At 61.0% G+C, this 17709-nt stretch carries 13 protein-coding genes, 1 tRNA gene and 1 pseudogene; 10 read left to right on the top strand and 5 right to left on the bottom strand.

Going from position 1 to position 17709, the window contains the following annotated elements:
- Positions 1-209: 209 nt before the first annotated feature.
- Positions 210-2180 (top strand): glycoside hydrolase family 43 protein, encoded by a 1971-nt coding sequence (locus tag IWY39_RS01645; RefSeq protein ID WP_196871318.1) that lies wholly within the window; start codon positions 210-212, stop codon positions 2178-2180.
- Between the two features lie 291 nt (positions 2181-2471).
- Here the strand turns inward: IWY39_RS01645 and IWY39_RS01640 are convergent.
- Positions 2472-3683 (bottom strand): annotated as a pseudogene (locus tag IWY39_RS01640) (IS3 family transposase).
- Between the two features lie 697 nt (positions 3684-4380).
- On the opposite strand from IWY39_RS01640, the gene IWY39_RS01635 reads away from it, so the two are divergent.
- The 6 genes from IWY39_RS01635 (at position 4381) to IWY39_RS01610 (ending at position 11347) form a co-directional block, all read left to right on the top strand.
- A complete protein-coding gene (locus IWY39_RS01635) occupies positions 4381-4773 on the top strand; it encodes a hypothetical protein (RefSeq protein ID WP_145169796.1) in 393 nt (130 codons plus the stop codon).
- A 231-nt stretch (positions 4774-5004) separates the two neighbouring features.
- Positions 5005-7467 (top strand): TonB-dependent receptor, encoded by a 2463-nt coding sequence (locus IWY39_RS01630; RefSeq protein WP_107125533.1) that lies wholly within the window; start codon positions 5005-5007, stop codon positions 7465-7467.
- An 89-nt stretch (positions 7468-7556) separates the two neighbouring features.
- Complete coding sequence (locus tag IWY39_RS01625; RefSeq protein WP_107125532.1) at positions 7557-8915, top strand: aromatic ring-hydroxylating oxygenase subunit alpha; 1359 nt, start codon at positions 7557-7559, stop codon at positions 8913-8915.
- Complete coding sequence (locus IWY39_RS01620) at positions 8908-9387, top strand: aromatic-ring-hydroxylating dioxygenase subunit beta (protein ID WP_107125531.1); 480 nt, start codon at positions 8908-8910, stop codon at positions 9385-9387. The genes IWY39_RS01625 and IWY39_RS01620 overlap by 8 nt, the downstream gene beginning before the upstream one ends.
- Positions 9388-9419: 32 nt before the next feature.
- Positions 9420-10817: an aldehyde dehydrogenase gene (locus IWY39_RS01615; RefSeq protein ID WP_196871317.1), complete on the top strand. Its 1398-nt coding sequence runs from the start codon at positions 9420-9422 to the stop codon at positions 10815-10817.
- Positions 10818-10909: 92 nt separating this feature from the next.
- Positions 10910-11347 (top strand): MarR family winged helix-turn-helix transcriptional regulator, encoded by a 438-nt coding sequence (locus IWY39_RS01610; RefSeq protein ID WP_107125529.1) that lies wholly within the window; start codon positions 10910-10912, stop codon positions 11345-11347.
- Between the two features lie 185 nt (positions 11348-11532).
- On the opposite strand, the gene IWY39_RS01605 is transcribed toward IWY39_RS01610, so the two are convergent.
- Positions 11533-12195, bottom strand: coding sequence for an OmpW/AlkL family protein (locus IWY39_RS01605; RefSeq protein ID WP_107125528.1), 663 nt, complete (start codon positions 12193-12195; stop codon positions 11533-11535).
- Positions 12196-12330: 135 nt separating this feature from the next.
- On the opposite strand from IWY39_RS01605, the gene hemN reads away from it, so the two are divergent.
- Both hemN and IWY39_RS01595 read left to right on the top strand, forming a co-directional pair.
- Positions 12331-13638 carry an oxygen-independent coproporphyrinogen III oxidase gene (hemN, locus tag IWY39_RS01600; protein ID WP_107125527.1) on the top strand — a complete coding sequence of 436 codons (1308 nt, stop codon included), beginning with the start codon at positions 12331-12333 and terminating at the stop codon, positions 13636-13638.
- Positions 13628-13846 (top strand): hypothetical protein, encoded by a 219-nt coding sequence (locus IWY39_RS01595; RefSeq protein ID WP_107125526.1) that lies wholly within the window; start codon positions 13628-13630, stop codon positions 13844-13846. The genes hemN and IWY39_RS01595 overlap by 11 nt, the downstream gene beginning before the upstream one ends.
- 243 nt (positions 13847-14089) lie before the next feature.
- Here the strand turns inward: IWY39_RS01595 and IWY39_RS01590 are convergent.
- The 3 genes from IWY39_RS01590 to IWY39_RS01580 all read right to left on the bottom strand — a co-directional run bounded on the left by IWY39_RS01590 (position 14090) and on the right by IWY39_RS01580 (position 17011).
- Positions 14090-14166, bottom strand: a tRNA-Ile gene (locus IWY39_RS01590).
- A gap of 32 nt (positions 14167-14198) precedes the next feature.
- The gene (locus IWY39_RS01585) at positions 14199-15236 is read right to left on the bottom strand and encodes a polysaccharide deacetylase family protein (RefSeq protein WP_107125525.1); all 1038 of its coding nucleotides are present in this window, start codon (positions 15234-15236) and stop codon (positions 14199-14201) included.
- 47 nt (positions 15237-15283) lie between these two features.
- Complete coding sequence (locus tag IWY39_RS01580) at positions 15284-17011, bottom strand: sensor histidine kinase (protein ID WP_107125524.1); 1728 nt, start codon at positions 17009-17011, stop codon at positions 15284-15286.
- 199 nt (positions 17012-17210) lie between these two features.
- Between IWY39_RS01580 and IWY39_RS01575 the strand changes: the two genes are divergently transcribed.
- On the top strand, positions 17211-17684 hold the full coding sequence (locus tag IWY39_RS01575) for an Lrp/AsnC family transcriptional regulator (protein WP_006950751.1): 474 nt from the start codon (positions 17211-17213) through the stop codon (positions 17682-17684).
- Positions 17685-17709: the final 25 nt, after the last annotated feature.

Genomic DNA, 17709 nt, shown 5'->3' with positions numbered 1-17709 from the left:
CTGACCGTTATCACCCCTTCGCTGCGGCTCCCCAGGCGCAGATGCGGAACCAAGGCGCAAAAAAGGCAAGCACCATGCGGCCTGGGTCGAAACCATCCAGAATTATTCAATCCGGGCTGGTGTCATGCTTGGCCTTGACACTGGTTTCCTGCGCGGCGCCGGCATTTGCGCAGAATCGGGGCGCTCCAATGGCGAGCGCCTCCCACGGCATGTCGACTGCGACCTGGACGCCGGATAACGGCAACGGCACCTTCACCAATCCCTTGTTTTATGACGAATTTTCTGATCCGGATATGATCCGCGTCGGCGACTGGTTCTATCTGACCGGCACCACCATGCACACCATGCCGGGCCTGCCAATCCTGCGCTCGAAGGACCTGGTTAACTGGGAATTTGTCGCCTATGCCATGGACAAGATCGACCTCGGCCCGGCTTTCCGGCTGGAGGACGGCAAAAGCGTCTACGGCCAGGGTATCTGGGCGCCGTGCTTCCGTTACCATGAAGGCAAATTCTACATCTTCTCGAACATCAACGGGCAGATGACCCAGATGTTCACGGCCACCGATCCGAAGGGGCCTTGGACGCGTACGCCGATGAAGCGCGGCTTTCACGACCTGTCCGTCCTGTTCGACGACGATGGCAAGGCCTATGTCGTCTGGGGGCACAAGGATATGCGGCTGGCGCAGCTTACCGATGACCTGACCGACATCGTTCCCGGCACCGAGCGCACCCTGTTCTCCACCGATGCCGGAATGGGTGAGGGCGCGCATTTCTATAAGATCGATGGCAAATATTACATCATCAGCGCTAATTATTCCGGCGGTTTTCGCATGCCGGCGGCGCGGGCGGATCATGTGCTGGGGCCTTATGAGGTCCATCGATCGATCAGCCAGCACGAGGATTTCGGCATGGCGTCAAGCATTCGCCTGGCTACGCCCAAGCCGCCGTTCAAGACCTGGGGGCCTGACCCCGTCGCCAAACATAGTCTGGCGCTGCACCAAGGGGGCATCGTCCATACGCCTGCGGGCGAATGGTGGGGCTTTTCAATGATGGATTTCAATTCCATCGGGCGCCTGCTCAGCCTGTCTCCGATCACCTGGAAGGACGGCTGGCCCTATTTCGGCCTGCCGGGTAATCTAACGCGTACGCCGAGAACCTGGGTGAAGCCGAAGACCGCCAAGCGACAGCCAGTGCGCGTGCCTTTTCAGCGTAGCGATGATTTTTCGGCACGGCAGCTCCAGCCCCTATGGCAGTGGAACCATGTCCCGGTCGACGGCAAATGGTCGTTGTCGGAGCGGCCTGGCTTCCTGCGGCTCCACGCCCTGCCGGCGACCAGTTTCTATGACGCGCGCAATACATTGACGCAGCGGGCGATCGGACCGATGTCGACGCCCACCGTCCTGCTCGATGCGTCGGGCCTGAAGCCAGGCGACACAGCCGGGCTGGGCCTGCTCAATCTGCCCTATGCGACCCTGGGCGTCGAAAAACAGGCCGACGGCCTCGACGTCGTCTTTTATGATCAGCGCCGCGACCAGTCGGCGCGGGTGAAGATGGCCGGGACGCGCATCTGGCTGCGGGCCGATTGCGATTATCTCACCGAAAAGGCTCGGTTCAGCTTCTCGTTCGACGGCGTCACCTTTACCCCTATCGGTGACGAGGTTGCGCTGATCTACCAGACCTTCACCTTCCAGGGCGTTCGCTATGGATTGTTCAACTACAACAAGACCGGCGCCGAGGGCGGCTATGCCGATTTCGACAGTATCGACGTCCATCAACCGCATACCCACGGCCTGATGCGCCCCATTCCCTATGGCCGATCGATCCGGCTGACGTCGTTTCGCGCGACGACCGGGCTGGCGGCCGACAATGGGCACCGGCTGGCGTCGGGTGTCCCGACGCGGTTCGAGGTCGTCGACCGCAAATTGGGCCGCGTCGCTCTGCGTTGGGGCGGGCGCTATGTCACGGTCGCTGAGGATGGAGGGGTGACGCTGGGGACCGGGCGGTCCGGCACGGCGCAAAATTTCCAATGGATTGAAACGCCGACGGGCGAACTGGTACTGATGTCATTGGCCACCAACCGCTTCCTGCGCATCGATCCGCAGACCGGGGATATCCGGGCCGACAGTCCCGGCCCCATGCCAGACGACAGCGACGGCGCGCGCTTCGTCTGGTCGGAATAGCAAGGTGCCAGCTTATCCGAGGATACCACGACGCAAGAGCAAGTTGGCGATTCCCAGTCTCTCCAGAGCCACTCCGGTGAACGCCCGCAACAACCTATGGAGGTTCATACCCCGATGGACAGGTAATGAGGCCTGTGCGCGGGTGGGCGTAGTGCACTGCTCATGATCGTTGCCGGATTCAGGGCCGTCTTGATCAACAATCGCGGATTGGTGAGGCCCGGGTAGCCGAGTGAGGTGGTCCCGCCTTCTTGGACAGTTTGGCGGCTGAGTTAAGCTAATCCCGGTTGTCATTCACGTCGCCTGTTTGATCATCAGATCATGGGGGGCATGCCCCCCATGATCTGATTGCCCGATCCGCCGATAGGCCTCGACCGGGGTTCTCCCTGCCAGGCCCGAGTGCGGACGCTGGGTGTTGTAATAGGTGATCCAGCGGCCAAGGCCAGCCTTCAGCTCCGATCCGGTCTCGAAGGCATGGAGGTAGACGCACTCGTACTTCAGGGATCGCCATTGCCGCTCGATGAAGACGTTGTCCATCCACCGGCCCCGACCGTCCATGCTGATACGCACCTCGGCGTCGCGCAGCACGCTGGTGAACGCGAAACTGGTGAACTGGCTGCCCTGATCCGTATTGAAGATTTCGGGCCTCTCGAACCGGGACAGCGCTTCCTCCAGCGCCGCGACGCAAAACCCGGCATCCATGGTGTTCGACAGCCGCCAGGCCAGCACCTTGCGGGTAGCCCAGTCCATGATCGCCACCAGATAGAGGAAGCCCCGGCGCATCGGGATGTAGGTCACATCGGCGCACCAGACGTGATTGGGCCGCTCGATCGCCAGCTTGCGCAGCAGATAGGGATAGATCCGGTGCTGCGTGTGCGGATCGCTGGTGCGCGGCCGCTGGTAGATCGACATCAGCCCCATCTTCGCCATCATGCGCCGTGCCCGGCACCGACCGATTTCGTAGCCTGCGCGCCGCAGGTGCCGCGCCATCTGGCGGCTGCCGTACCATGGGCACTCCATGAACGTCTCGTCGATCACCATCATCAGTGCCAGCGTCTCGTCCGTTTCCGGCACCGGTGCGCAGTAATACGACGAGCGGCGGATCCGCAGCAGGCGGCACTGCGCCGAGATCGACAGGCGGTGGTGAGCAGGTTCGACCATCGCCCGCCTCCGGTCCACGCTCATCGACCGAAGGCTTTCGCTAAAGCGAGCGGAGCGTCATGCCGGGGGCATGACATGCGACGCGCAGCCACGCTCCACGACCAGTTGCCCAATCTTGGCATGCAGTTTTTCCACCTCGCTCTCGCTGGCGGCCTTGGCCGCATCACCGGCCCCGGAGAACGTGTTCGCCATCCCCTCGATCGCCTGGCGCTTCCAGGCCGCAATCATCGTGTGGTGGACGCCGTGCTTGGCGGCGAGCTCCGCCAGCGTCAGATCACCCCGGATCGCCTCCAACGCAACCTTCGCCTTGAAATCCGCGCTGTAGCGCTTCCTTGTCGCCTTCATTCCCGTACCAATCCGTCAGGTCGGGATTAGCTTAACACCCTGTCCAGAAAACCGGCACCACCTCAGCGTCGCCAGGAACGGGCGGGCTGAGCGGAAGGGGTGGCTTGGAGGTGTGGCCGTAGAGGCGGGCGCGGTAATTCCGACGCGACCACAAGGCTTTGATCAAGAAAACCTGCAATGGCCGTATCGTCATCGGTGGTCAGCGCCAACACTTCGGCGCGTCTGGGCATCACGCTGATGCGACGCTCTGAGACGGCCGCTGGCCGGCGAAGCTCCACCGGCTTGCGCACGCATGCCTCTCCCCTGCAACTCAGCCTCGCCCTTCGCCTCCGTGTCGAAATCACCGGCGAACTTAGGATCGGTGATTTCGCGCAGCCGGATAGTAGTGGACAGACCCGCGGCGCGGTGTGTTCGGCATTGGTTGAGGCGTGATAATTGGACAACGCCAGGCTGCCATTCGACGTATGCGCTGGAATTGATGTGAAGGTGCGCTCTCATGATATCTTATCGCGACAATCGCCGTGTAAAAGTATCCGTGAGTTTTGAACACATACGTGAACTGTACTACATCCTATAACTGCAGATTAAAAAAGCGACAACTCTGTTTATTGATGATGATTTTCAGTTAAATTTAAATGAAAATACCAATTATTATTTGAGGATTTTCAGATTCATCAGGTGATGAAGGGTCATAAATATGTCTTCCGATCAATATTGTCCGCGTACTCCCGGGATTGGTCAGGTAAAGGCGCGTTCGGTGCAGGATAGACAGAGAGAGATCTCTGCTGTGATTGAAAAGCGCTTCATATCGCGACTCAGCCGCGAGATAATGCCGGAAGTAGCCGAAGCTTATTTGAGGTCCCCACTTGGGCCGCATGATGATCGAACGGCTCGGGTGGCGCGTGCCTTTGGCAGGCTTCCTCTTGCTGACAAGGAAGTGGTCGTGCCCCTGACACCTGACGGCCCTTACGCGATTGGGCGAATTGCGACGGGAGAGCCAGGTGGACTTACTGAAGATCCTGAGCATTACGAAAGTTACGAGGACGCATTTCGCGCCATATTCAAGTCTCGTTGGGACAGAATAAAATAATATCAAAGGTGTTTTACCCTACAATCGGGATCAATCCATGTTTTCTGCGCAACCAACAATCTTCGGCTATCCTGATCGCTGGTATGCGAAACCTGACACCGCGTGATTCCGCTCGGAACAAGCTTGGGAACCAGCTCGAACAAGTCTTTCCGGCCCCCTCTATTCATAGAGGATAGCTGCACGTTCTGCCCGAAATGGGGAGTGCGGCATGAACCAGGGAGTTCGGGGAAAATGAAACATCAAAACAAGATGGCCAACGGCCGCACATTGCGCGCAGCCCTGCTGCTGGGCAGCATATTCGCAGCGATGCCCGCGGGCTTTGCACAGGAAGCCGATACGGCATCGAACGACAGTGTCGGCGAAATCGTCGTCACCGCCACGAAGCGATCGGAGAATATGCAAAAAGTGCCGATCGCCATTTCCGCACTGGGGAACCAGGCCCTCGAACAGAAGGGCATCACCAGTGTCGGTCAGATCGGCGGCTATGTTCCCAACATAGAGATCAAGAACACCGTCTCCTTCGCTGGTTCCTCGCAGATCCTGGTCGCTACCGTACGCGGTATCGGCCAGAACGATTTCGCCTTCAATCTTGAACCGGGCGTCGGCGTCTATATCGATGGCGTATATTATGCCCGGTCGCTGGGCGCGGTGGTCGACCTGCTGGACCTTGAGCGTATCGAGGTGCTGAAAGGGCCCCAGGGAGACCTGTTCGGACGCAATACCATCGGCGGCGCGCTCAACATCGTGACCCGCGACCCTGCAAAGGATTTTCGCTATCAGCTTGAAGGCACGACGGGCAGCTTCAGCCGCACCGATGTGCGCGGATCGATCGACATACCGTTGATTGATGGCAGGTTGCTGTCGCAGGCATCCTTTTCCTACAAGCACCGCGACGGCTATCAGAAGCGCATCCCCTTCCCCGGACTGCCCGGCACGATCACTGACCAGGGCATGTTCCGCAAGGTCGGGACGCCTGGCGGTTCCGATACGCAGGGCGGCGAAAACGCCTTCAATGCCCGTTTCAAACTGAAATGGCTGGCTAGCGACAAGCTGGATTTCCTGCTCTCCGCCGATTACACGCGCGCCCAGCAGGAAGCCCGACCGAGCACCTTGCTGTTTACCAAGGCGGGGGCCAATGACGGTACCGTCGCATCCGCCTATAATGGCTGCATTTTCGGTCAGGCGCCAATTGCCGTCTGTAGCGCGCGTGGCGTCGTGGGCACCAGCTTTTATGGCGTGAATGTCGATGCCGATCCCAACAATGATCGTCTGCCGATCTCCGATGCTTTCGTCACTGGCGACATCGACAAAAGCTATGCACGCGGCAGTAACTTCGACAATTTGACATCCTGGGGCCTCTCCCTGACGGGCAATCTGGAAGTCGCGGACAACGCCTCGCTCAAGTCGATCACCGCCTATCGCTCGCTGAAATCCCGGTTCGGCAGCGAAATCGCGGCGACGCCGATCATCCTGAACGATGCCTCGTTCGCCATGGACCAGACGCAGTTTTCGCAGGAGCTTCAGCTAAACCACGACAATTTCGACGGTCGTTTGAAGGGGACGGTCGGCCTCTATTATTTCTCCGAAACGGGCAGTCTGCTGGATACGCCGGTATTCGCCGAAGGGCTGATCCAGATTTATGGGCCGAACCATTTCAACAACAAGGCCTATGCGGCTTTCATGCATGAGCATTTCGATGTCACGGATCGGTTCGGTCTCACATTCGGGGTGCGCTATACGAAGGAAAACAAGCGGTTTCGGGGTGATCAGCAGGATCTGAACGCCTTCTGGGCGCGGGCTGGCGCTGGCGTTGATCCGAATGTCGTGACTTCGCTCCCGCTCCCATTCCTTCCCGACCAGAACGACCTGACGCGGCTATACCCCTTTGGCATGAACAAGCTGAGTTTCAGCAACGTCTCGTTCAAGGCCGGTGCGGAGTATAAATTCAACCGGGACGTCATGTTCTATTATTCGTTCGCCCAGGGCTTCAAGTCCGGCGGGTGGACGACCCGCCTGCTGTCGCCCTCCACAACGACGGCGAACGATCTGACCTTCCGGCCGGAAAGGGCCGACACGCATGAGATCGGCTTGAAATCCACCTTGCTGGATGGGCACCTGCGGCTGAACATGGCTGCGTTCACCACTGCCTACAAAGACATACAGGTTACCGAGATCATCGCCATTTCGCCCGTGTTCAAGAACGCTGGCGAAGCGACGATCCGCGGTTTCGAAGCAGAGGCGGATGCCAGATTCGGCGGGTTCGGACTGAACGTTGGTTTGGGCTATCTCGATGCCCATTATTCCAGAATGTCGCCCGGCGCGACGATCCCTGTGACCAACAATCTTGTCAATGCGCCGGAATGGTCGGTCACCCTTGGCGCCAATTACCGCTACGATCTGGCCAGCGGCGCCCGGATCACATGGAACGGCGACTATAACTACAAGAGCAACACGTCGCCGGACGCAGAAAATTCACCCTATCTGCAATCGGGCAATGTCGGCCTGCTGAACAGTTCGATTGCCTTCGACGACGCCGGCGACCGCTGGGGTCTCACCTTCGGGGTCAAGAACATAACTGATAAACGGTTCGTGGTCGGCGGCTATGATCAATCCGGTCCGGGTGCGATCGGCTTTGTCGGTGTCGGCTATTCGCCGCCGCGTCAGTGGTATCTCACCCTGCGCGTGAAGAGCTGACCTGCCCTGTGCGCGCCGACGCTAACTGGCCTCCGGTCGGCGCGCACAGCCACAACGAGAAGAAGAAATGGGATTGAGGAGAGCAGAGAGTGACGATTGAAAATGTCAGGGCGCTGGTCGATGACCGCCCTTCAGATGGCTGGTTCAGCGTCGACCGCGCGGCATTTACCGACGAGGCCCTGTTCGAGCGGGAAATCCGCCACATCTTCGAAGGCGGCTGGGTATTCCTGGGAATGGATAGCCAGGCAGCCGAAAGACATAGCTATTTCACCGTCACCATCGGCCACACCCCGATCGTCGTCATGCGCGATGGTGAAGGAACATTGGGCGCGTTCGTCAACGCCTGCCCGCACAAGGGCGCGTTGATCTGTCACCGCCGCACCGGCAAGGGGCGGCTTCATGTGTGCCGTTATCACAGTTGGAGTTTTGACAGCGCCGGCCGCAACGTTGCGGTCAAGGGCACGAACGCAGGCGCCTATTCGGAAGAATTTATCGGCCGCGATCGCAACCTGCCGCGTCTGCCAGCCTTTGCCAACTATCGCGGCTTTCTGTTCGGCAGCCTCGTCCCGACCTGCCCGATCGAAGAGCATCTGGGCGAAGCCCGGCGCCTGCTGGACCTTTCGGCGGACCAAGGAGAGGGCGGCCTTGAACTTGTCCCCGGCGAGATCGTCTTCACATTCGACGGGAACTGGAAATACCAGCTCGAAAACTGCTCCGACGCCTATCATTTCACCTCGGCCCATCCATCCTACATCCGCCTTCTGGACAAGCGCGCCAAGGAAAGGCGGGCGGAATCGGTGCGGTCGATCTGGGAAAAGGACAAGAACTGGAGCGAGGAAGCCGAAGGCATCACCGGCGGCTCTTACAGCTTTGACGAAGGGCATGTGCTCAATTGGGGGCTGATCGGCGTCAGCGATGCCGTTCCCCTGTTCGAGCGTGCCGAAATATTGGCTGAACGCTATGGCGCCGCCCGCCGGGACTGGATGTTCAACATGCGGAACCTGACCATTTTTCCTAACCTGCAACTTGCCGAAAACGCATCGAGCCAATTGCGTATCATCCGACCCTTAGCGGCCAACAAGACCGAGATGCGGACGTTTTGCATCGCCCCGCGCGGAGAGAGCGCAGAAGCCCGCAGCCAGCGAATCCGTAATTACGAGGATTTTTTCAACCCGACCGGCATGGCGACGCCAGACGACACCGTAAGCTATGAAGACTGCCAGGCGGGTAATGCCAACCGCCTGCAAAGCTGGGCCTATGGATATTGTCGCGGCGCGACGGCCAGCGTGACCGGCGGAAGCGCCTTTTCCGATCTTCTGGAAATGAACCCGGCGCGCAGCGTTCTCGGCGACGCCATGCTCTGCGATGAAACGCTCTATCACAGCTATTATCGCGCCTGGCTGGCGCGGATGGAGGCGGGTGCTGCCCGGGAGACACTGGATGCTTGATCTGGCGGAAGCGACAGCGCTTATCACGCGCGAGGCGATGCTGCTCGACCGGCGGCGCTGGCGCGAATGGCTCGATCTCTATAGCGAGGACTGCGTTTTCTGGATGCCCGCCTGGCTTGACGAAGACACGACGACAAGCGATCCGGACGCTGAGCTGTCGCACATCTACTATAAGGGGCGGCACAATCTGGAGGACCGCGTGTGGCGTGCGACCTCAGGCATGTCGGTCGCATCGGACATTCTGGCGCGCGTCTGCCATCAGGTCACCAATATCATCGTCGAAGGGCCAGACAGCGCGACAGCAGCGTTCTGCTCGCACATCTACGAACCCAAGCGTCAGCGACAGCGCAGCCTGTTCGGGCGTTACGACTACCAGTTCGTCAGCCAAGCTGGCGAGTTAAGGATTGCTGCCAAAACGATCACTCTTATGAATGACCGGATCGAAACGGTCGCCGATTTCTACATGGTATGAAAGGCCGGAAACCGGCCTGCAAGGAGGATAGATTGACCTTTACACGCCTGAACCCGCTCACCGGGGAAATTGCTTCGTCGGCGCCCGCCATGAAGGCTCCTGACGCGCACGCAGTGGCTACGCGCGCCGCGACCGCCTTTCCCGCCTGGGCGGCGATGGGCCCCAATGCCCGCCGTGCCGTGCTCATGAAAGCCGCAGCGGCGCTGGAAGCGCGCCAGGACGATTTTGTCGCCGCCATGATGAACGAGACCGGGTCCACCGCGGGGTGGGCCATGTTCAATCTTGGCCTCGCCGCAGGCATCGTGCGCGAGGCGGCGGCGCTGACGACGCATATCACTGGCGAAGTGATCCCCTCCGACAAGCCGGGCTGCATCGCCATGGCGCTCAAGGAGCCGGTTGGCGTGATCTTGGGCATCGCACCCTGGAATGCGCCGATCATTCTGGGCGTGCGTGCCATTGCGACCCCGCTGGCCTGCGGCAACAGCGTGATCCTGAAAGCCAGCGAGGCCTGCCCGCGTACGCACATGCTGATCGTCGAGGCGTTTGCAGAGGCGGGTTTCCCTGAAGGCGTCGTCAATATCGTCACGAACGCCCCGGAGGATGCCGCCGAAGTGGTGGGCGCGCTGATTGATGCGCCGGAGGTAAAGCGCATCAATTTCACGGGTTCGACCGGCGTCGGCAAAATCATCGCCAAACGCGCGGTCGAGCATTTGAAGCCGTGCCTGCTCGAACTTGGTGGCAAGGCGCCGTTGCTGGTGCTCGAAGATGCCGACCTTGACGAAGCGGTCAAGGCGGCGGCATTCGGCGCCTTCATGAACCAGGGCCAAATCTGCATGTCGACCGAACGGATCATCGTGGTGGAAAGCGTGGCCGATGCGTTCATAGAGAAATTCGCCGCGAAAGCCCGGACTCTGACCGTCGGCGACCCCCGCGAAGGCAAGACGCCGCTGGGCGCCGTGATCGACCGCAAGACCGTGGATCATGTAAACAGCCTGATCGACGACGCCGTGGCCAAGGGCGCCAGCGTGGCCGCAGGCGGAAAGGGTGACAGCGTGCTGATGCCAGCGACGGTCATCACCGGCGTCACCTCGCAAATGGACCTCTACCGCGATGAAAGCTTCGGCCCGGTCGTCGCCGTGATGCGCGCGCGCGACGAAGAGCGTGCGATCGAACTGGCCAACGACAGCCAATATGGCCTGTCAGCCGCGGTATTCACGCGCGACACAGCGCGCGGACTGCGTATCGCCCGGCGCATTCAGTCCGGCATCTGTCACGTCAACGGCCCGACCGTGCATGATGAGGCGCAAATGCCTTTCGGCGGAGTCGGCGCATCGGGCTATGGCCGTTTCGGTGGCAAGGCTGGTATCGACAGCTTTACGGAACAGCGCTGGATAACCATGGAGACCCAGGCAGGGCATTTCCCGATCTGACCTGCCCGGCCAGCCGCCCTCGCTCCAGTCCGGCAGGAGCTAGGGCGGCTGGGCCGACGCACGAACGACGAACGCGAAGAGATTGAAAACATATGGCAAACAAGAACAAGCCGTCCGATCCGACCGGCAAGCCCGGCGACGGGTGGCAGTTCAACCCAAGCGAGTTCGCGCAAAGCATCGCGTTCAATCTGCGCCTTGCACAGTCCGCCTCATTTTCGGAATTCCGCCGCATCACCGAAGAAAATGGACTGAAGCCCGGTGACTATGCCGTTTTGCGCATGATCGAGGAAAATCCCGGCATCACGCCATCGCAAATCAGTTCGGCCAATGGTCGCGACAAGTCCACCCTCACCCCTCATCTGGGCAACCTCGAACGGCAAGGCCTCATAGCGCGGGAGAAGAGCAGCAAGGACCGTCGCGTACAGCATCTTTATCTTACGCCTGCGGGTCAGGAAAAGGTCGTCATTCTTGCCCGACATGCAAGAAGCCATGACGCCAACCTCGATACGCTCATGACTGCCGCGGAATAGCGAAAGCTGCTCGATCTGCTGGTCCGCATCACGCGCTGGCAGCCAGCGGCCTGAACCTGCCTCGCATCGGGAACATCCTGTTCTGCGCCGGTGCTTCAACAGGTGCGGGACTGCCCGACGCGCCGACGAAAAATGGCTCAGCCGAAGGACCGGCCGAGCCATTTTTCGTGGTAGGGACTGTTCGATCAGAAACGCATGCCGACGCCTACGCCAAATACCAACGGGTCGAGCGCCAGCTTGACGCGCTGGACACCGGCGGCCGTGGTCGCCAATCGCGCCTTGGTGTTGATGTCGATATATTTGACATCGAAATTGAGGAAGATCTTCTCGTTCAGGTCGACATCGACCCCGACCTGCCCTGCCCAGCCGACGCTGTCCTTCATATGCACCTTGGTCTTGCCCACGGCTGTCTCCAGACCCGTGGAGGCATCTTCTGCATAGAATAGCGTATAGTTGATGCCCGCCCCCACATAAGGCCGGATGGGGCCGTCGACGACCGGATGATATTGCATCGTCAGCGTCGGCGGCAATACCCAGGTCGAGGCGAGCTTGCCAATGCTGCCGGTCGTACCCGTGCGGCCCGTGGCGCTATGCTTCGTGGTCGCGGCGATCAGTTCGAAACCGATATGGTCGGTCGCCATGTAGGTGACGTCGATTTCGGGCATGACGCTGTTGTCGACCGACACTTTTTCGCCTGGAAAGGCAGGCAGGACACTGCCGCTCTTTTCGTTCGGCGCGACCATGATCGCACGTACGCGCAGCAGGATGTCGCCTTGCTTGGCCTGAGCCGGACCGGCCACCAGTGCGCCCGCCATCGCGCCAGCCAGCAAGAAAGTCTTTATACGCATTATTGTCTCCGTCCCCGATGTTGCGGTCAATGACGCCTTGTAGGCCGGGCTGGCCGGTCGTTCCTTGACGCCGCGCAATCGGAGATTTGATCTTTCGCAATGCGGGGACGCGCGGCAGATGGCAGGCCGCTTTCCATGTTCCGATACCATCCCGATCTGCTGGCGGCCCCGGTGCCGCGCTACACCAGCTATCCGACCGCCGCGCAATTCACCGACGCCGTCGGCGCCGAAGCGCTGGAGGAACGGCTCGACAGGCTTCCGCAGGATGCAGGGATCTCGCTCTATCTGCACATCCCCTATTGCCACGACATCTGCTGGTATTGCGGGTGCAACACTGGTGCTGCGACACGGCCCCGCCGCCTTGCCACCTATGTCGATGCGCTGGAGCAGGAGATCGCCCTCGTTGCGTCCCGCGTGGGCGGGCGGCGGCGCGTCACCCATATCGCATTTGGCGGGGGCAGCCCGAATTCGTTGCCGCTGGTCGATTGGGTGCGCCTCAATCACCAGTTGCTGCTGTGCTTTGACACCAGCGATGCTGCGCTATCGGTCGAAATCGATCCCCGCCGCCTCGACCGGGCGTGGATCGACGCGATGGGCCAGATCGGCGTTTCGCGGGTCAATCTGGGCGTCCAGACCCTTGCGCCGCATGTCCAGCAGGCCATCGGGCGCGTGCAGCCTGTCGAGATGGTGGAAGCGGCGGTTGAGGGGCTGCGCCGGGCACATATCGACGTGGGTTTCGACCTTATGTACGGCCTGCCGGGTCAGAGCGAAGCGGACCTGATTGAAACGCTGGAGACGAGCATCCGTCTGGCGCCATCGCGCATCGCCCTGTTCGGCTATGCCCACATGCCCCATCTGCTGCACCGCCAGCGCCGCATATCGCAGGCCGATCTTCCCGACATGGCCACGCGTTTCGCCATGGCGACACAGGGGCATGCGATGCTGACTGCAGCAGGCTATCGCGCCATAGGTTTCGATCATTTCGCACTGCCCGGCGACCCTTTGGCAAAGGCCGCGACCAGCGGCAGATTGCGGCGCAATTTCCAGGGTTTTACCGAGGATGACAGCGACGTGCTGATCGGCCTGGGGGCCAGTGCGATCAGCCAGTTTCCCGACCTGATCGTGCAGAATGAGAAAAATGCCGGGCCCTATCGGGACATGATCGGCCAACAGCGGCTAACGGCGACCCGCGGCGTAAGGCGCAGCGCCGACGATCAGAAGCGCGGGCGATTGATCGAGCGCCTGCTGTGCGACGGCGCAGCGCCAAGCGACGGGGTCGTTCAATCGCGCGACCTGGCCAAATTCATCAACATGGGGATTGCCCGCCTGCACGACGGAATGATCGAGATCCGCCCGGAAGCGCAACCCTACGCCCGGTCGGTCGCGGCTTGTTTCGACGCCTATCTCCGCCCGCAGGAAACGCGGTTCAGCCATGCCGTTTAGCAAATTGATACTCGCGCTTGGGCTGATCGCCACCGCGCTTTCGACCACAGCCGATGCGACGACCCGCTCTCGGCGCGGCGGCTATTTTTGTGGCGAGCCGCCTGCCGACTGGTCACCGCCCTGGGAGAAGCGCCAGTCCGACGACCATGACCGCCTCGCCTGCCATATGATGATGCGGGAACATCGCAAGAAGATGAAAGACGCCTGAGCACGCAAATGTGCGATCGACTTGCGTTCCGAGCAGGTCGCTGAACTGTCGGGGCCTTTGAGGTAGCGATGGCGCAGGGATGAGGGCCCACCCCACGCAGGCATGATAGTGGACAAGCTGGGCGAGCCTGTAGCGCGCTCCAAGCGATGACGATCCTTGCAGCCATGAAAGATGACCAGAGCGACATTCCATTTGACGGCTAATCACCGCGAATTCGCGAAACGCTGCTATGATGTGAAGAATTGGTGGGCCCGGCAGGACTTGAACCCGCAACCTATCCGTTATGAGCGGACAGCTCTAACCAGTTGAGCTACAGGCCCCACCTTGTCAACGAACGCCCGATTAAGGAGCATCACGCCGCTTGGCAAGTCTCGATACGCATGGGCACCGCGTTAAGAAACTGATCGAGGCTGGCCGCCCTTACGCCCCGTTTCGCCAGATGGGTCAGTACCCTGTCCCACCAATTGTAAAAGGCGGCGCGGTCGGCTTCGTTACGGACATAGGGGGTATGGCCAGGCTCCAGCGTGGGCGAATGGAAGCTGAAATTGAGAACCGGCACGCCTTCTTCGATCAGGGCGTCGATTGCCGCAATGGCTTCGGATGCGGAGATGCCTTCTGGCGTCAGCGGCACCCGGCTCAACATGCGGGCGCGCGACAGGGCGCCGGCGAGCGGTCCCATCGTCTGGGCTGCGCGATAAAGGCGCTCACCTGCACCGCGCAGCAGGCCGACAAAGGCTGTCGACAACGGCAGTTCCACCAAGTTCCGGTCCGGCCCTGCCCAATAGGGGGTTTGGGGCAATCCGCAAAAGTCCGGGCCTTGCTGTTGGCTATAATCGAAGCGGCTGCGCACCGAACTGTCGAGGCGGAACCCGACGTCGCTTAGCAGTCGCGCACTGTTGGGGCCAACGCCGTAGCGGCCAGCGCGATAGGCAATGGGTCGCTGGCCAAAGCGTTCCTCGATCCGGCGGCATAGCGCCTCCAGCTTGGCGCGCTCTACCGCTTCCGGCAGGAAACCGACATAGGAATTGGCGGCGTTTACCTTCTCGACATGGGGCGGGTTGACCCAGGGGTGAAGATGCGCGCCGACATCAGCAGTGCCATTGCTAACCCACTGCGCCATCATCGCTGACGCCGCGTCGCAGTCTACCACGGGATAATCGGTGACATAGACCGGCTTGATACCTGCCGCCGCGAAATAGTCCTGCCCACGCGCCATGCCGGACAGAGCCGTGACGCCATGGCCGGTACGGCTGAACGGCGCGTTCCAGTCGAATTCCTCTTCGGTATCGACGAAAAGCATGAACCGGGTGCCGAATGCGGGATCGAGGGCGATCCTGTCCTGCGGCAAAGGCGGGGCCAGCAGGTTGCCGTCATGGGAGGAAACAGTCATGCCCCTCCCCTTAGCGCGCAATGGTTGCCATAGGGTTGCCGTGCCCGTCAGGCGTGCTGCGTATCTTCCGCAATGCTGGCGGCGGGGATGGCAAGCAGCAAGCGCCCCGGCTCCACATCCAGACTGCCGCCGCATGTTCCGGCCAGGCTGCGGATCAGACGCAGCGAAAAGCCCAGCCCCAACAGCGGCCCATCGGCCCAGTCGCCATCGGACGTATAGCCGGGATCGAGCAATTGCGCTTCTTCCATACCTGCCAGACTGGATGGCCGGTCAATGGCCAGCACCACGCGCCCATTGCCCCCGTCGGGCTGGAACCAGCAGGCACCCGTCACCGCTTCCCCTTTTGGCGCGACCGAAATCAGCGTGCGCAGCAAATGTTGCACCATGCGCTCCCCCTGCACCGGGTCGATCTGCACCGGCGGCAGGCTGGCTGCCATGGCGATATCGACCAACGCCCCACCCTGATCACGGAAGCGACTGGCGATCTGGCGCATCAGCAGTTCGGGATCGAGCAGTTGCGGCGTGCTGACATCGTCGCCGCGCGACACGCGGGCAGCGAGATCCAGATCATCGAATGCCGCAAGCAGATGGCGTGCATCGACCGCAATATTGCCAGCCATGTCACGATATTCAGCGCCCGCGGGACCGAACAATTCCTGTTCGATAATCTCGGCAAAGCCCAGAATCGCGTTCAGGGGCGTGCGCAGTTCATGCACAAGCTGGCGCAGCGAATCCGCCGACAGACCGCTCAGACCGTCCCGCGGCGGCGCTGGCTGTACCGCCACTTCATGCAGGAAGGGGCGACGCGCCTGACCGCGATACCCCTGAAACCGGCCGGATCGTGGATCGAAAAAGGGCGCGGCGGACAGTCGCCATTCGCCTGCCATAGTCCCACCGACAATCGCGAAACGGCCATTCTGGAACCCGCTGCGCCGGGCAAAGGCACCCGCGACATGGCCATCCGGCCCGCTGCCACCCTCCAGCGCCGCATCCCCCAGCGACAGGCCGATCAGCGCCGCGCGTGGCCCGCGATCGATCCACAGAATGACGCCGGAGGCATCCGTCTCGAACGCGAAATCGCGCGGCGGGGCACTGCGGTCAGCCGGTTCGTCCACCAGCGGTTCCAGAGGCTGGGGCGGTGAGCGCGTGCTGGTGAATTGGGCAATCCGATCGACCAGATTGCGAATCTGGTCCTTGTCGCCCACTGGCGCGCGGAGCGGCGTGACCGTGCCGGCCTCGATCTCCGGCTCCTGCACATCGTTCGCGGGGATCATATCGGCGGTCAGCAGCATGTCGCTGTCCCCCACCATGTCGTCACGCACGGTCGTCAGCACCAGATCGGACGGGCCAAAGGCTTCGAGCGCCAGTCGCGTCGCCGGGCCGATGTCCCGTCGTCCACGCAGAACACCACGCGCGGTAGGCGTCAATCGCGGCAGCAGATCATCCCAAACCATGTCAGGCAATTGCGCCCGCGCCATCGCTGCGGCGGCAATAGAGGGTCGGTCATGTGCAAAAAATTCGACCAGGCTGGCCGACCGCAGCCGACCGCCGAGTTCGACGACAGTCGCAATGCGCTGCGTTTCCGACATTTTGGACCGTAGCCCCGACAGACGATCGAGCAAGGCAGTCCGCTGGTCCGCCGCCATCGGCATACGGTCGGCGCGGTCATGCTGCGCCAGCAGATCGACACATTGACGCCACAACGTCACCGCGCCCAGCCCGGCTCGGTCGTCAGCGGCCAGCACTGTCTGCATCAGATCGTTGAAACGCACCAATAATCCCCATATGGCCGTGGCGCAAACCGGTGCCCGGTGCGCGCAGCGGCTGTTACGCACTACCGATAAGCCCTAGCCCTGCAAAGGAAAAGGGGTTGGTTACGCGAACGAAAGCGATCGTCGCATAGTGGGACAATTGCATTGCCCTGAAACATTATTATGATGGGACAGGAAATCAGGACAGGAAATAAGCACAATAATGGCCGGCCCGAATATCGACGACATTGACCTGCAAATTCTGGGCGAATTGCAACAGGATGGCAGGATGACCAACGTGGAACTGGCCCGCAAGGTGGGCCTGACCGCGCCGCCGTGCCTGCGCCGCGTCCGTTCACTGGAGGAAGCAGGCGCCATCACCTCCTATCATGCCGTGGTCGATCCGGGGATGCTGGGTTATACGATCACGGTGTTCGCGATGGTGAGCCTGAAAAGCCAGGCGGAAGCCGATCTCAAAGCGTTTCAGGACCATGTTGCTGAGCTGCCCGAAGTGCGCGAATGTCACATGCTGAACGGCGAAATCGACTTTATTTTGAAGGTTGTAGCGAAAGACCTTCAGAGTTTTCAGCAATTTCTGACGTCCAAGCTGACGCCAGCACCCAATGTGGTGAGCGTCAAAACCTCGCTTACCATCCGCACGTCGAAAAACCTGCCGGGCGTACCCTTGCCGGTGTAAGTGTCAGGCTGTGGCCGGATCACAG

The organism is Sphingobium sp. JAI105, from assembly GCF_015752145.1.
In the GTDB taxonomy this organism is placed as follows: domain Bacteria; phylum Pseudomonadota; class Alphaproteobacteria; order Sphingomonadales; family Sphingomonadaceae; genus Sphingobium; species Sphingobium xenophagum.
The sequence above is the reverse complement of the archived record's forward strand: the minus strand, read 5'-3'. Positions and strand labels throughout refer to the sequence as shown.

Coding starts and splice junctions, on each gene's coding strand:
- hemN (WP_107125527.1), top strand. CDS start 12,331: ATGTTCCGATACCATCCCGATCTGCTGGCGGCCCCGGTGCCGCGCTAC.
- IWY39_RS01605 (WP_107125528.1), bottom strand. CDS start 12,195: ATGCGTATAAAGACTTTCTTGCTGGCTGGCGCGATGGCGGGCGCACTG.
- IWY39_RS01575 (WP_006950751.1), top strand. CDS start 17,211: ATGGCCGGCCCGAATATCGACGACATTGACCTGCAAATTCTGGGCGAA.
- IWY39_RS01635 (WP_145169796.1), top strand. CDS start 4,381: ATGTCTTCCGATCAATATTGTCCGCGTACTCCCGGGATTGGTCAGGTA.
- IWY39_RS01620 (WP_107125531.1), top strand. CDS start 8,908: ATGCTTGATCTGGCGGAAGCGACAGCGCTTATCACGCGCGAGGCGATG.
- IWY39_RS01585 (WP_107125525.1), bottom strand. CDS start 15,236: ATGACTGTTTCCTCCCATGACGGCAACCTGCTGGCCCCGCCTTTGCCG.
- IWY39_RS01595 (WP_107125526.1), top strand. CDS start 13,628: ATGCCGTTTAGCAAATTGATACTCGCGCTTGGGCTGATCGCCACCGCG.
- IWY39_RS01645 (WP_196871318.1), top strand. CDS start 210: ATGTCGACTGCGACCTGGACGCCGGATAACGGCAACGGCACCTTCACC.
- IWY39_RS01610 (WP_107125529.1), top strand. CDS start 10,910: ATGGCAAACAAGAACAAGCCGTCCGATCCGACCGGCAAGCCCGGCGAC.
- IWY39_RS01630 (WP_107125533.1), top strand. CDS start 5,005: ATGAAACATCAAAACAAGATGGCCAACGGCCGCACATTGCGCGCAGCC.